The sequence below is a fragment of the Subtercola frigoramans genome, from assembly GCF_016907385.1.
Classification (GTDB): domain Bacteria; phylum Actinomycetota; class Actinomycetes; order Actinomycetales; family Microbacteriaceae; genus Subtercola; species Subtercola frigoramans.
Genome location: NZ_JAFBBU010000001.1, coordinates 1,635,647 through 1,650,148 on the forward strand (window position 1 = coordinate 1,635,647; position 14,502 = coordinate 1,650,148).

The following is a 14,502-nucleotide window of genomic DNA, read 5'->3' on the forward strand; positions in this document are numbered from 1 at the left end:
TCGGGCGCGCCGATCACTGACCTGTCTGGCAGGTCTGTCACTGTGCGGGTCCCCGCAACGTCGGCGAACCTCGGGCCTGGCTTCGACACTCTGGGGCTCTCGCTCTCGCTCTACGACGAACTCACGGTCGCCGTCCGTGACGCGCCCGGTGCGACGGTGGATGTCCGGGGTGTCGGTGCAGGCGAAGTCCCCACAGACGAGACGAACCTCGTCGTCAAGGCGATCGCGCACACCTTCGCGGCCTACGGGCAGCCGATGCCCGGTCTCGACCTCATCGCCCGCAACGCGATCCCGCACGGCAGGGGCATGGGATCATCCGGTGCAGCCATCGTGAGCGGAATCATGGCGGCACAGGGCCTGCTCGAGGGTGTCGTGGAGATCGACGCGCTGGGACTCCTGGCACTCGCGACAGAGCTTGAAGGGCATCCGGACAACGTTGCACCGGCACTCTTCGGCGGACTCACGATCGCGTGGGTGACGCCAGAGGGCCCCCAGTTCAAGAAGCTGATGGTGCATCGTGGCGTTTCGCCGCTGGTGCTCGTGCCCCAGGCGACCATGTCGACGGCGTTGGCACGCAGCCTTCAGCCGGCAACCGTGCCACACGAAGACGCCATCTTCAACGTCTCGCGCTCCACGCTGCTCATCGCAGCGCTGATCCAGAGCCCCGAGCTGTTGTTCGCTGCGACAGAAGACAAGCTGCACCAGAGTTACCGTGCCGCAGCGATGCCAGAGACCGATCGGCTGATCCGCCTGCTGCGCGAGCAGGGATTCCCCGCCGTGGTTTCGGGCGCGGGCCCCAGCATTCTCGTGCTGTGCAGCGATCCGGGCCAGAGGCTCGCCGCGGCCGATTTGGTGGCTGTTGAAGCCACGACACCCTGGGACTCTCTTGTACTGGCAGTCGACTTCAAAGGTGCTACAGTGATATCGCATCCGGTCGACGCCGCATAGTTCTTGTGCTGCAGAACGTCCCGGTCGCACATCCTCCACATTACCGCTGACGCTTGTTGTGCCGTGAAGTGCCACGATCCGTAGCCTCCGCCCAACGCAAACAAGCGCGTACAGCTCTTCTGCCGCAACTCATAAGACGGCAGAGGAAGGAAAATCACCTTAGTGACTGACATCAACATCCACGCTTCAAACGTGGAGTCTCGAACAGATCTTGCGACCCTCAAGGTCTCAGAACTCCAGACGCTCGCCGCGGCCCTCGGAATCGCGGGTGCATCGAAGCTTCGAAAGGGCGACCTCGTGGCCGCCATCACGAACGCCCAGCCGGGCAACACCGACACCTCCGTCGCCGCTTCACCGGATTCGGCCCCTGTGGTTGAGGTTCCGGAGTCGCCGGTCGTGGCAGAGCCGGTACCGGCGGAGCCTGAGGCCAGTGTGCCCGAGGCCCTCGTGCCTGAAACAGTTGAAGCTGACGGGCCCATCTCCGACACGCTCGAAGCACCTGCTGCATTCGAGCCGCCTGCCGCGGCCGAAGCGCCCGTCGTTGCCGACTCCGCTGTCGCCGATACTTCCACCGCCGTGCAGGCACCCCGCCGCCGCGCTTCACGCCGTGTCACCACGGCCGAGCCGACAAGTGCGCCCGCCGTGGAATCTGCGCCCATCGGGCAGCAGCCGGTTGACGCTCCCGTCGCCGAGCCGCAGTCCGCCGTGGGCGCCACTGCAGGTCGAGGCCGCCGCTCGGCAGTGCAGCACGTGAACGCCTCTGCATCTGAGCACGCACCCCTGGTTCCCGCCGACGCGGGTACGAGCCCTGAGCTCGACACGAGCAGGCTCGACGCCGTGCTCGACGCGGCCATCGCCGCCCAAGACGGTGCTGCAGAATCCACCGACAACGCGGGCGCCGGCAACGCAGGTGCCCCGCGCAACGAACGACAGGTGCGCACCCCCCGCCTCACCCGCGCGCAGCGTGCTGCCCAGGCCGCGCGTGACGCTGCCGCAGGCATCGACGGTGCTCCTGCCGTCGAACGGTCACGTACAGAGTCGATTCTTCCCGACCTTCCGATCGTCGGCGGTTCCGATACCGACAACTCTTCAGAGGGTTCTCGTTTCGAGGCCGAGGGCGACGAAAGCCGCGAGAACGGCGAAGGCCGGCAGAACAGCCGCAACCGTAACCGTCGTGACCGCAACGCCGACCGGAATGCTGATCGCAACCAGGCTGCCAATGGTTCTGCAGGTGCAGACAGGGCCGCGAACGACCGCAATGGCGCAGAGCGGAACGGTACCGAGCGCACGAACGCAGACCGTACGAACAGCGATCGCCTCAACAACAACCAGCGGGGCGCGAACAACCAGCGCAACCAGCGTGATCGTAACGACCGCCAGGACGACGCGAGCTTCGACGAGCAGCAGCTCGACGAGCTGAACGATCGCCAGGGCCAGGGCCAGCAGAACCCCAACGACCGCAGTGCACGCAACCGGTACCGCGACCGCAAGCGTCGCGGCCAGGGTGGTCTTGACGACCTCGAGCCCGAGATCAGCGAGGACGACGTTCTCATCCCCGTCGCCGGTATCCTCGACATCCTCGACAACTACGCCTTTGTTCGCACCAGCGGGTACCTGCCAGGCAACAGCGACGTGTACGTCTCTCTCGGCCAGGTCAAGAAGTACAACCTGCGCAAGGGTGACGCTGTCGTCGGTTCGATCCGCCAGCCACGCGAAGGCGACAGCAATGGTCGCCAGAAGTACAACGCCATCGTCAAGGTGGAGTCGATCAATGGTCTTCCGATCGAAGAGGCTGCCAACCGCGTCGAGTTCTCGAAGCTGACTCCTCTGTACCCGCAGGAGCGTCTGCGCCTCGAGACCGAGCCCGGAAAGCTGACGCAGCGCATCATCGATCTGGTGGCCCCCATCGGCAAGGGCCAGCGCGGACTCATCGTCGCGCCACCCAAGGCCGGCAAGACGATCGTCATGCAGCAGATCGCCAACGCGATCTCGACGAACAACCCCGAGGTTCACCTCATGGTCGTTCTGGTCGACGAGCGCCCCGAAGAAGTCACCGACATGCAGCGCACGGTCAAGGGTGAGGTCATCGCCTCCACCTTCGACAGGCCCGCTGAAGACCACACGATCGTCGCCGAACTCGCCATCGAGCGTGCAAAGCGCCTCGTAGAACTTGGTCACGACGTCGTCGTGCTGCTCGACTCGATCACCCGCCTCGGCCGTGCCTACAACCTGGCTGCCCCGCCGTCAGGCCGTATTCTCTCCGGTGGCGTCGATGCTGCTGCCCTGTACCCGCCCAAGCGGTTCTTCGGTGCAGCCCGCAACATCGAGAACGGTGGCTCGCTCACCATCATCGCATCGGCTCTCGTCGAGACCGGTTCGAAGATGGATGAAGTGATCTTCGAGGAGTTCAAGGGCACCGGCAACATGGAGCTCCGCCTCTCTCGTCAGCTCGCTGACAAGCGCATCTTCCCTGCCGTCGATGTGAACGCATCCGGAACCCGCCGCGAAGAGCTCCTGATGGGCGTCGACGAGACGAAGATCACCTGGAAGCTCCGTCGTGCCCTCGCCGGCCTCGACCAGCAGCAGGCTCTCGAAATCGTTCTGGGTCGTCTGAAGGACACCACGAGCAACGTCGAGTTCTTGATGCAGGTGCAGAAGTCGATGCCGGCCGCAGCGGCTGTCAGCCACACCACCAACCACAACGGTCACAAAGAGGATTAGGTAGACATGTTCGAATCGGTAGAGACCCTGCTGATCGAGCATGACGAGCTGCAGGAGCAGCTTGCCGATCCAGCGCTTCACTCGGATCCTGCTCGATCCAAGAAGGTCAACAGACGCTATGCAGAGCTGAGCCGTATCATCGCGGCCTGGCGTGAATGGCAACAGCTGACCGACGACGTCGAGGCAGCGACGGAGATGGCCGCAGAAGATGCATCCTTTGCGGCCGAGCTCCCCGGGATGACCGAGGAGCTCGAAGCGGCGACCGAGAAACTCCGGCGTCTGCTCATACCCCGGGACCCCAATGATGGCCGCGACGTCATCATGGAGATCAAGATGGGGGAGGGTGGGGCAGAGTCCGCCCTGTTCGCCGCCGATCTTCTGCGCATGTACCTGCACTACGCAGAGAGCAAGAAGTGGAAGACCGAGATCATCGAGCAGACCTCGAGCGACCTCGGCGGCATCAAAGATGTTCAGCTGGCCATCAAGGGTAAATCGACCGACCCCGCAGAGGGCGTCTGGGCTCACCTCAAGTACGAGGGCGGGGTGCATCGCGTGCAGCGTGTGCCCGCGACCGAGTCGCAGGGGCGTATCCACACCTCGGCCGCCGGCGTGCTGGTCTACCCCGAGGTCGACGAACCCGAAGAAGTCGAGATCAGCCCGAACGACCTGAAGATCGACGTCTATCGCTCCAGCGGCCCCGGAGGCCAGTCCGTCAACACGACAGACTCCGCCGTTCGCATCACCCACCTTCCGACTGGAATCGTGGTTGCCATGCAGAACGAGAAGAGCCAGTTGCAGAACCGCGAAGCGGGCATGCGCGTTCTGCGGGCCCGTGTTCTGGCGAAACAGCAGGAGGAGATTGACGAAGCAGCCTCCGCCGTGCGAAAGAGCCAGATCCGCACGATGGACCGCTCCGAGCGCATCCGCACCTACAACTTTCCCGAGAACCGCATTGCCGACCACCGCACCGGGTACAAGGCCTACAACCTCGACGCCGTCATGAACGGCGCCCTCGAACCGGTTGTCGAATCGTGCATCGCGGCCGATGAAGAGGCTCGACTCGCAGAGCTCGGAGCTACGGCAGAGTGAGCACTGCAGCGAACGAGACGGGTACCACCGCTCGACGGGCACCTGCGAGGGCCTGGTGACGATCATCCAGATCGACAGGCCACTGACTGTGCGCGTGCTGCTCGAGCATGCGACCGCAGTCTTGTCGCGTGCAGGCGTGCCCGACCCTGACGTCGATGCACAGCTGCTGCTCGGCCATGTTCTCGGTGCGTCGCGCGGTCAGGTCCAGGCGTTCACGTTCACCGACGCGCCGGTCAGTGCTGACGATGCAATTGCCATCGCCGAGGTCATCGAGCGTCGAGCGGGGCGGGAGCCCCTGCAGCACATCACCGGCACGACGGGCTTTCGCTCACTCGAACTCGCGGTCGGCCCGGGTGTCTTTGTGCCTCGGCCGGAGACCGAATTTGTTGCCGGCCTCGCGATCGACTCACTGCGATCGATGGCAGACGAGTCGCCACTGGCCGTCGATCTGGGTACGGGCAGTGGTGCGATCGCCCTCTCGCTCGCGACCGAGGTGCCGCATGCCCGCGTCGTAGCCGTGGAGAACTCCTCTCCTGCCTTCATCTGGGCGAAGCAGAACTTCGCCGCAGTGGATGCCCGGAACGCCCGTCTCGTCTTCATCGACCTTGCTGTCGCCCTCCCTGAGCTCGACGGCCTCGTGTCGGTCGTCGTCTCGAACCCGCCGTACATTCCGGCCGGAGCGATTCCCCGCGACCCCGAGGTGCGGCTCTTCGACCCCGAACATGCGCTCTATGGCGGCGAAGACGGCCTCGATGTCGTGCGTTCGGTGTCGCAGACTGCGCGTCGTCTCCTGAGGGCCGGGGGAGCGCTCGTGATCGAGCACGGCGAACTGCAGGGTGCGGAGATCCGTGAGCTGCTGGCATCCGACGGGTGGAACGCAACCGCGACCCACCGTGACCTCACCGGTCGCGACCGCGCGACGACCGCCCTCCGCTGACCTGCCTGTCGCGTTCCGCTGACGCGCGTTGCTCGCCTGTCGCGTTCCGCTGAGCGTGCTCTGCCGCCCATTGTTTGCCCGCTGTCTCCCCGCGGGTCGTGCTGGGTGCGGCCAAATGGCCCGAAAGTCGGCGTTGAGGGGACGTTTGGCCGCACTCAACGAGCCTCGAGTGAGTCAGCGCGCGGCGAAGACGTCGATCGCGGCACGCATGGCCGCGCCGTTCGGCACGTGGTCGACCGACGGAACCTGGAAGGCGTGGATTCCGAAGTTCTGTGCGGCAGAGACGTTTCGGGCGTTGTCGTCGAGGAAGAGGGCGTCTGTGGGTGCGGTGCCGAAGCGTTCGAGGGCGAGCTCGAAGATGTGGGGGTTCGGCTTCGTCACGCCGAGGTCTGCCGACACCAGGTCGTGGTCGCCCAAGATGTCCGCGACGTCGGGTGCGAGAACCGGCAGCGAGGTTCGAAAGAGGATGTTGTTGTTCGACAGCAGAGACGCGGTGCCCAGCGTGGTTGCGTACCGCAGGGCATCCACCGCGCTGTCGCTGCGTGTCATGGCGGCTGCACGCGACTGTTGCCACGCCTTCAGCGTCAGAACCGTCCCGGTCGCCTCGCCCCACGCTTCGAGATAGGCGTCGACCGTCGCGTACTCTCCACGGTCGGCGCGTTCTTCGTGCCCCGCAACCCACCACGATTTGGCGAGGTGGTACTGCGTGCAGTTCGTCAGCTCTGCAAGAGCGGGCAATCGCTTGTGAAAATCGTAGGCGTAGAGGGTCTGGTCGAAGTCGAAGAGGTAGAGATCCACCAGTACAGTATTCCAGCCGGAAGGCACTGCGGCGGCGCGGGTTCAGGAGTGGCAGCCGGGGTCAAGCTATCATTGCAACCGATATGGCTGCCATCTATGACTGCACGGTTCCGACCGAACTCCTGACGGGCATGCGATTGGCCCGGGCGGCGATCGCCAGGGGCGAGCTCGTCGTGATCCCTACCGACACGGTCTACGGTCTCGCTGCCGACGCCTTCAATCCCGAGGCCGTGCAGCGCCTGCTCGATGCGAAGGGCCGCACCCGGCAGTCGCCGCCGCCCGTTCTCATTCCGAATCTGCGCACTCTCGACGCCCTCGCCGAGTCGGTGAGCGAACCCGTGCGTGTGCTCACCCAGAAATTCTGGCCCGGCGGCCTCACCGTCGTCGTCGCTGCCCGCAACTCGCTGGTCTGGGACCTCGGCGAAACAGCGGGCACCGTGGCGCTGCGCATTCCGTCCGACCCGATCGCCCTCGAGCTCCTCGAAGAGACGGGCCCGCTCGCCGTGTCCTCGGCGAACCTGACGGGCCAGCCTGCTGCGCTGACGGCCGAAGACGCCGAACGGATGCTCGGCGAAAGCGTCGCGGTCTACCTCAGCCTCGGGCATCCCGGGCCGAATGCGCCTGCAGGTCTCGCGTCGACCATTCTTGATGCCACTGAGCCCGAGCGGGTCAGGATCATCAGACGCGGGGCCGTAACCGAGGAGCAGCTCCGCGAGGTCATCGGCGACGTACTCACGACAGACCGGCCGGCCGGCTAACTGTGCGTTTCTATCTTCTGATCGGGCTCGTTTCGGCCATCGTCACCTTCGGGCTGGCGATTCTGGTCTACAAACTCAGTACGAAGTACCGTCTCTACCCGTCCATCCGTGAACGAGACGTGCACACGCGCCCAACGCCGCGCCTGGGTGGCGTGGCGATGTTCTTCGGAATCGTCGTCGCAATCGCGATCGCCTCCCAGGTGAGCTGGTTCGGCCTCGTCTTCGCGAACCCCGGGCCGATTCTCGCCATTCTGGGCGCTGCACTCATCGTCGTGTTGATCGGCGTGGCCGACGACATCTGGGATCTCGACTGGTTCACGAAGCTCGCCGGCCAGATCGTCGCCGCGCTTCTGCTGGCGTGGCAGGGGGTGCAGATCGTGTCGTTGCCCATCGGCGGCCGCACGATCGGGTCGAGTGGAATGTCGCTGCTCATCACGGTGCTCGCCGTGGTGCTGGTGATGAACGCGATCAACTTCATCGACGGCCTCGACGGCCTGGTGGCCGGTGTTGCCATCATCGCGAACAGCGTGTTCTTCTTCTACAGCTACATGCTCACCAAGTTGACCTCACCCACGGACTACTTCAACCTCGCTTCGCTCATCACAGCGGTGCTGATCGGCGCGTGCGTCGGCTTCCTGCCGCTGAACTGGCACCCGGCGAAGCTCTTCATGGGCGACGCGGGGTCGATGCTGGTCGGCCTGCTGATGGCGACGAGTGCGATTGCTGTCACCGGGCAGATCGACCCGACACCGCTCGGTCGTTCGCAGTTGCTGCCAGCGTTCATCCCGATCCTGCTGCCGTTCGCGATTCTCATCCTCCCGCTGCTCGACTTCAGCCTCGCGGTCATCCGCCGCCTCCGTGCCGGCAAGAGCCCGTTCAGCGCCGACCGGCAGCACCTCCACCATCGACTGCTCGACATGGGGCATTCGAAGTTCCACGCTGTGCTGATCTTCTATGCCTGGACGGCGGTCGCCTCGATCGGCTGCCTGTTGTTCTTCATTCTGAACCCATACTGGCTGGCGTTCATCTTCCTGGGCGTCGGGATGATCCTCTGCACTGTGCTCACCCTCGCGCCGCTCACGCGTCGCAAGGCACTCGAGGCGACCGTGCAACTTGCACCTGCGTCGAGCATCATTTCAACCGAAGGGGCTGTGCTTGATCCCCTGGACCAGGCCAGCGACGAAAGAGACGTGTGAACCGTGCCAGAAGAACAGCAGGCCGTGCCCGATGACGCTACCCCGAGCCCTGGGCCCAGTGCGACGGTCTCGAGCGCCGGTGCCACTCTGAGTTCGACCCCGATCCTGATGCGAGCGCTGCGGGTGGCGGCGCTCCTCACGGTGGTGCTCATCGTCGTCGGGGGAGTAGTGGGGTACTTCCTCGACGGCTGGGTCGGCGTGGTGAGCGCTGTCATCGGGGCAGCCATGGCGTTCGTCTTCCTCGCAATCACTGCGACGAGCATCCTGATCGCCAACCGCTACTACGCATCACCGCTGTTCACGACGCTGTTCTTCGCGATTGTGCTCGGGGCGTGGTTGCTCAAGTTCGTTCTCTTCATCATTGCCGCCCTCCTACTTCGCAACCAGCCGTGGACGAACAATGGGATTCTCTTCACCTGCCTGATCATCGGTGTGATCGGCACACTCGTCGTCGATGTGGTGGTCGTTGCACGCTCCCGCATGCCGTACGCAAGCGACGCGAAGCTGCCCTGAGGCTGCTGAGTGGTCGCTGTGTGATGGCTGCAAGGCTTCACAGAGTACGTAATCGGACCCAACTTCTACAGAACGTCGAAATTCGTGCGAAATTCGCACACTTCTCCGGTTTTTGGGGCGGTTCTGTTCGTCTGCAGAGGCGAAAGCTTGATAGAGTCTAGATTGTTCGTTCCGCTGCCCCGGCTGGGTCTCGAGTTGTGCTTTTTCACCTGCACAGCACTTGTTCATCGCCTGTGCGCAGCAATCCCACACTATTCGTCGACGCGAGAGCCGAGCTCCACGCCCCGATACAGGAGAAAGCGCTGATATCTAACGCTGTAAACCTGCTAGCCCCGTTAGCAACCGATGAAGGTGGCTTTACGGGTCCCTCCATCAATGAATTTTTTCCCCAGGTCCTTCTCTTCGCGGGTACTCCGTTCGAGATCAACAGGATCATGGTCATCAGATTCATCGCGGTGGCAGCCATTGTCCTGATCTTCTGGATCGGCACTCGCAAGATGAAAATCGTGCCAGGCCGCTTCCAGAGTCTCGTTGAGATGGGGCTCGACTTCGTTCGGGTCAACATCGCTGAAGACCTGCTCGGCAAGAAAGACGGTCGTCGTTTCCTGCCCGTGCTGACCACGATGTTCTTCATGATCCTGTTCTTCAACCTGACAGGCATCATCCCGCTGCTGAACATCGCCGGTACATCGGTCATCGGTGTTCCGATCGTGCTGGCTCTCGTGTCGTACATCTGCTTCATCTACGCCGGACTGAGAAAGCACCCAGGGGCGTTCTTCAAGAATGCGCTCTTCCCGCCCGGTGTGCCGCTGCCGCTGTACATCATCGTCGCGCCGATCGAGTTCGTCTCGACGTTCATCCTCCGGCCTGTGACACTGACGCTCCGACTTCTCATGAACATGGTCGTCGGCCACCTGCTGCTGGTGCTCTTCTTCTCAGCGACGTCATTCTTCCTCTTCACCGCGGGCGGCTGGTATTCGCTGTTCGGCATCGGAACACTTGCGTTCGGATTCGTGTTCACGCTGTTCGAGATCCTGGTCGCGGTGCTGCAGGCGTATGTCTTCGCACTGCTGACCGGTGTCTACATCCAGCTCGCGCTGGCTGAAGAACACTAGGCACCCGCCTCATCGGGTTCTGACGCAGCAGGCACCGCACCACAGCTTTTTGCAGCACAACAGTTCACCAGCACCACCCAGTTACACCACAAACGAAGGCAGCCCGGCAGAGGCCGGGCTCGCCCCAACGGAAGGAAACACTCGTGGCAGACATCTCAACCCTCGCGGCTCTGAGCGGAAACATCGCTACCGTCGGTTACGGCCTCGCGGCCATCGGCCCGGCCATCGGCGTGGGTATCGTCGTCGGCAAGACCATCGAGGGCGTCGCTCGCCAGCCTGAGCTGGCCGGCCGTCTCCAGGTGCTGATGTACATCGGTATCGCGTTCACCGAGGCCCTTGCCTTCATCGGTATCGCCGTCGGCTTCATCTTCGTCTAAGCCCCGATCAGAATTCGATTTAGACGAGTTAGAAAGGAGGCGAAATGATGAGTGCCATCACAAACGCAGTCCTGGCTGCTGAGCCAACGCACAACCCGATTTTGCCCGAGACCCCAGACCTCGTCTGGGGTGCGGTGTGCTTCGTCGTACTGCTGGTCTTCTTCTGGCGTGCGATCCTGCCACGCATGAAGAAGCTCCTCGACGAGCGTGGCGAAGCCATCGAAGGCAACATCGAGAAGGCCGACGTGGCACAACGCGAAGCAGAAGCCATGCTCGCCCAGTACACGGCCCAGCTCGCCGATGCCCGCGTCGAAGCCGGTTCCATCCGGGACCAGGCCCGCACCGACGGCCAGCGTATTCTCGCTGAGCTCAAGGAGCAGGCGACGGCCGAAGCCGCACGCATCGCCTCGAACGCCCAGGTGCAGATCGAAGCCGACCGCCAGGCCGCCGTCGTCTCCCTGCGTTCCGAAGTCGGTTCGCTTGCCATCGATCTCGCCTCCGGCGTGATCGGGGAGAGCCTCACCGACGACAGGCGTTCTGCTGCAATCGTCGACCGCTTCCTGGCAGACCTCGAAGCCAGCGAGACGAAGGCGTAGTCATGGGAAGCGCAACCAGAGAAGCTCTCGCGTCGTCGAAGAATGCCCTCGCAGGGCTTCCGGCTCCGGCGCTGACCGTGTCGACGGGCGAAGACCTTTTCGCTGCAGGCCGAATCATCGGGGAGTCGGCGCAGTTCCGTTCACTTCTCGGTGACCCGTCGACCGACTCGTCCCAGAAGTCAGCCCTCGTGAGCGGTGTCTTCCAGGCGGGTCTCGGTGCCGACGCCCTGTCACTGCTGACGGCGATCGCATCGGCCCACTGGTCGAACTCCGATGAGCTTCTCGCTGGAATCGAGGAGATCGGCCTCCGGGTCGTCGCCGCCTCGGCCCCCGCCTCGGTCTCGATCGAGAGCGAACTTTTCGAATTCGGCGAAGCGGTCTCGTCCGACTCCGAGCTCGAACTTGCCATCGGCACTTCGCTTGGTTCGCCGGCGGCAAAGGTTGCCCTCGTCGACGCGCTTCTCGCCGGCAAGGCGTCCGAACAGACACTGGTCATTGTTCGGCACCTCGTGCAGCAGCCACGCGGCCGACGGATCGCGGAACTGCTACGCATCGCTTCGACAATTGTGGCCGACGCGAAGAACCAGTCGATTGCAACCGTCACCCTGGCGTCTCCGATTGCGGCTGAGCAACTGGATCGCCTCCGGGCGTCGCTGGGGCGCCTCTACGGCCGCCAGCTCACCATCAACCAGGTCGTCGATCCGACCGTTCTCGGCGGCCTCCGGGTCCAGGTCGGCGACGACGTCATCGACGGCAGTATCGAGTCACGACTGAGCGAGCTTCGACAGAAGCTGGCCAGCTGACCGGTTCCCCCACGCCTCGGCAACGTGGGAACCACGCACAGATTTTCACACTCAGAGGCTTCTGGTCTCACGGAACACGCTTCACCCAAACTCAAAGGATAGGCAATGGCAGAACTTACGATCAGCCCGGATGAGATCCGTAACGCTCTTCAGGATTTCGTCAAGTCATACGAGCCAACGGCGGCCAGCGCGGTCGAGGTCGGTTACGTCATCGATGCTGCTGACGGTATCGCCCACGTGCAGGGTCTTCCCGGCGTGATGGCGAACGAACTCATCACCTTCGCCGACGGCACGCTGGGACTTGCCCAGAACCTCGAGCAGGATGAAATCGGTGTCATCGTTCTGGGTGAGTTCAGCGGCATCGTCGAGGGCATGCAGGTGCAGCGCACCGGCGAAGTTCTCTCGGTGCCCGTCGGAGACGCCTACCTCGGTCGCGTCGTCGACCCGCTCGGCAACCCGATCGACGGTCTCGGTGAGATCAAGTCGACGGCTCGTCGTGCTCTCGAACTCCAGGCTCCCGGCGTCATGCAGCGTAAGAGTGTTCACGAACCGATGCAGACCGGTATCAAGGCGATCGACGCCATGATCCCGATCGGGCGCGGCCAGCGCCAGCTCATCATCGGTGACCGCCAGACCGGCAAGACGGCGATTGCGATCGACACGATCATCAACCAGAAGGCCAACTGGGAATCGGGCGACACGAACAAGCAGGTTCGCTGCATCTACGTTGCCATCGGCCAGAAGGGGTCGACCATCGCTTCGGTGAAGGGCGCGCTCGAAGACGCCGGAGCGATGGAGTACACCACCATCGTCGCGTCTCCCGCGTCAGACCCGGCCGGCTTCAAGTACCTCGCGCCCTACACCGGTTCTGCCATCGGCCAGCACTGGATGTACGACAGCAAGCACGTACTCATCATCTTCGACGACCTCTCCAAGCAGGCTGAGGCCTACCGCGCGGTTTCGCTGTTGCTTCGTCGCCCGCCGGGACGCGAGGCCTACCCGGGTGACGTCTTCTACCTGCACTCCCGTCTGCTCGAGCGTTGCGCCAAGCTCTCTGACGAGCTGGGCGCCGGTTCGATGACCGGTCTTCCGATCATCGAGACCAAGGCGAACGACGTCTCCGCCTACATCCCGACCAACGTGATCTCGATCACCGACGGCCAGATCTTCCTCCAGTCGGACCTGTTCAACGCCAACCAGCGCCCCGCTGTCGACGTCGGTATCTCGGTCTCGCGAGTCGGTGGCGACGCCCAGGTCAAGAGCATCAAGAAGGTCTCCGGTACTCTGAAGCTCGAACTCGCCCAGTATCGCTCACTCGAGGCCTTCGCGATGTTCGCTTCAGACCTCGACGCTGCAAGCCGCCGCCAGCTGGCCCGCGGAGCACGACTGACCGAGCTCCTGAAGCAGCCCCAGTACTCTCCGTACCCCGTCGAAGAGCAGGTTGTCTCGATCTGGGCCGGTACGAACGGCAAGCTCGACGAGGTTCCCGTCGAAGACATCCTGCGCTTCGAGCGCGAGATGCTCGACTACTTCGCGCGCAACACCGACGTGCTGACGAAGCTGCGCGACACCAACGTGCTGTCTGACGACATCACCGCGGCACTCGTTTCGGGCGTCGACAAGTTCAAGCAGGAATTCCAGACGGGTGAGGGCAAGCCGCTCGCTTCAGTGGGCAGCGAGAAGTTCGACGCGATGCCCAAAGAAGACGTCAACCAGGAAAAGATCGTCAAAGGTCGTCGATAGATAATGGCAGCTCAACTCCGGGTCTATCGACAGAAGATCAAGTCTGCCCAGACGACCAAGAAGATCACCCGGGCAATGGAACTGATCTCTGCGTCACGAATCCAGAAGGCGCAGAGTCGGGTGGCAGCATCCGGCCCCTACGCCCGTGCGGTGACGCGAGCGGTTTCGGCTGTGGCGACCTACTCGAATGTCGAGCATATTCTCACGACAGAACCGCTCAAGATCGATCGTGCGCTCATCGTGGTCTTCTCGTCAGACAGAGGCCTTGCCGGTGCGTTCAGCTCGAACGTTCTGAAGGAGTCCGAGCAGCTCGCCAGCCTCTTGCGAAGCGAGGGCAAAGAGGTCGCGTACTTCATCGTCGGCCGAAAGGCCGCGGCGTACTTCGCGTTCCGCAAGCGCCCGGCAGAACACAGCTGGACCGGCGGAACCGACCAGCCGACCTTCGAGGTTGCGAAGGAGATCGGTGACGCACTCGTTGAGATCTTCCTGAAGGATGCGTCGGAGGGCGGCGTCGACGAGATTCACATCGTCTACAACCGATTCGTGAGCATGGTCTCGCAGGTTCCCGAGGTCGTCCGCTTGTTGCCACTCGAGGTCGTCGAGGGTGTCGAAGCCCCGCCGAGCAATGAAGTACTGCCGCTCTACGAGTTCGAACCCGATGTCGGTGATGTTCTGGATGCCCTGCTTCCGGTGTACATCGAAAGCCGTATCTTCAATGCCATGTTGCAGAGCGCTGCTTCTGAGCACGCAGCTCGCCAGCGCGCCATGAAGTCTGCAAGCGACAACGCAGACAAGCTCATCCGTGACTACACCCGCTTGGCGAACAACGCTCGCCAGTCGGAAATCACCCAGCAGATCTCCGAGATCGTGGGCGGCGCTGACGCGCTGACTCCGTCCCGCTAGTCGCT

14 protein-coding genes are annotated in these 14,502 nt (G+C 63.3%); 13 read left to right on the forward strand and 1 reads right to left on the reverse strand.

Features of this window, described 5'->3' with window-relative positions; genetic code table 11:
- Positions 1 to 12: 12 nt before the first annotated feature.
- The 4 genes from thrB (at position 13) to prmC (ending at position 5,695) form a co-directional block, all read left to right on the forward strand.
- Complete coding sequence (gene thrB / locus JOE66_RS07795) at positions 13 to 948, forward strand: homoserine kinase (protein ID WP_205111736.1); 936 nt, start codon at positions 13 to 15, stop codon at positions 946 to 948.
- A 162-nt stretch (positions 949 to 1,110) separates the two neighbouring features.
- Positions 1,111 to 3,669, forward strand: a complete 2,559-nt coding sequence (rho, locus tag JOE66_RS07800) for a transcription termination factor Rho (RefSeq protein ID WP_205108282.1) — start codon at positions 1,111 to 1,113, stop codon at positions 3,667 to 3,669.
- Positions 3,670 to 3,675: 6 nt separating this feature from the next.
- Positions 3,676 to 4,758 (forward strand): peptide chain release factor 1, encoded by a 1,083-nt coding sequence (prfA, locus tag JOE66_RS07805; protein ID WP_205108284.1) that lies wholly within the window; start codon positions 3,676 to 3,678, stop codon positions 4,756 to 4,758.
- On the forward strand, positions 4,715 to 5,695 hold the full coding sequence (gene prmC, locus JOE66_RS07810; protein ID WP_205108286.1) for a peptide chain release factor N(5)-glutamine methyltransferase: 981 nt from the start codon (positions 4,715 to 4,717) through the stop codon (positions 5,693 to 5,695). The genes prfA and prmC overlap by 44 nt, the downstream gene beginning before the upstream one ends.
- Positions 5,696 to 5,869: 174 nt before the next feature.
- Here the strand turns inward: prmC and JOE66_RS17630 are convergent, their stop codons facing one another.
- Complete coding sequence (locus JOE66_RS17630) at positions 5,870 to 6,493, reverse strand: HAD-IA family hydrolase (RefSeq protein WP_205108288.1); 624 nt, start codon at positions 6,491 to 6,493, stop codon at positions 5,870 to 5,872.
- 83 nt (positions 6,494 to 6,576) lie between these two features.
- Between JOE66_RS17630 and JOE66_RS07820 the strand changes: the two genes are divergently transcribed.
- The 9 genes from JOE66_RS07820 (at position 6,577) to JOE66_RS07860 (ending at position 14,497) form a co-directional block, all read left to right on the forward strand.
- On the forward strand, positions 6,577 to 7,251 hold the full coding sequence (locus JOE66_RS07820; RefSeq protein ID WP_205108290.1) for an L-threonylcarbamoyladenylate synthase: 675 nt from the start codon (positions 6,577 to 6,579) through the stop codon (positions 7,249 to 7,251).
- A gap of 2 nt (positions 7,252 to 7,253) precedes the next feature.
- The gene (locus JOE66_RS07825) at positions 7,254 to 8,447 is read left to right on the forward strand and encodes an MraY family glycosyltransferase (protein WP_205108292.1); all 1,194 of its coding nucleotides are present in this window, start codon (positions 7,254 to 7,256) and stop codon (positions 8,445 to 8,447) included.
- A gap of 3 nt (positions 8,448 to 8,450) precedes the next feature.
- On the forward strand, positions 8,451 to 8,960 hold the full coding sequence (locus JOE66_RS07830; RefSeq protein ID WP_307827111.1) for a Cg1360 family ATP-synthase-associated protein: 510 nt from the start codon (positions 8,451 to 8,453) through the stop codon (positions 8,958 to 8,960).
- Positions 8,961 to 9,283: 323 nt separating this feature from the next.
- Positions 9,284 to 10,075 (forward strand): F0F1 ATP synthase subunit A, encoded by a 792-nt coding sequence (atpB, locus tag JOE66_RS07835; RefSeq protein ID WP_275576874.1) that lies wholly within the window; start codon positions 9,284 to 9,286, stop codon positions 10,073 to 10,075.
- Between the two features lie 152 nt (positions 10,076 to 10,227).
- Positions 10,228 to 10,452, forward strand: a complete 225-nt coding sequence (gene atpE / locus JOE66_RS07840; RefSeq protein ID WP_253202258.1) for a F0F1 ATP synthase subunit C — start codon at positions 10,228 to 10,230, stop codon at positions 10,450 to 10,452.
- 44 nt (positions 10,453 to 10,496) lie between these two features.
- Entirely contained in the window at positions 10,497 to 11,048 is a 552-nt protein-coding gene (locus JOE66_RS07845) for a F0F1 ATP synthase subunit B (protein WP_205108294.1), read from the forward strand.
- A gap of 2 nt (positions 11,049 to 11,050) precedes the next feature.
- Entirely contained in the window at positions 11,051 to 11,851 is an 801-nt protein-coding gene (locus tag JOE66_RS07850; RefSeq protein WP_205108296.1) for a F0F1 ATP synthase subunit delta, read from the forward strand.
- Between the two features lie 105 nt (positions 11,852 to 11,956).
- A complete protein-coding gene (gene atpA / locus JOE66_RS07855) occupies positions 11,957 to 13,594 on the forward strand; it encodes a F0F1 ATP synthase subunit alpha (RefSeq protein WP_205108298.1) in 1,638 nt (545 codons plus the stop codon).
- 3 nt (positions 13,595 to 13,597) lie between these two features.
- Positions 13,598 to 14,497, forward strand: a complete 900-nt coding sequence (locus tag JOE66_RS07860) for a F0F1 ATP synthase subunit gamma (protein WP_205108300.1) — start codon at positions 13,598 to 13,600, stop codon at positions 14,495 to 14,497.
- Positions 14,498 to 14,502: the final 5 nt, after the last annotated feature.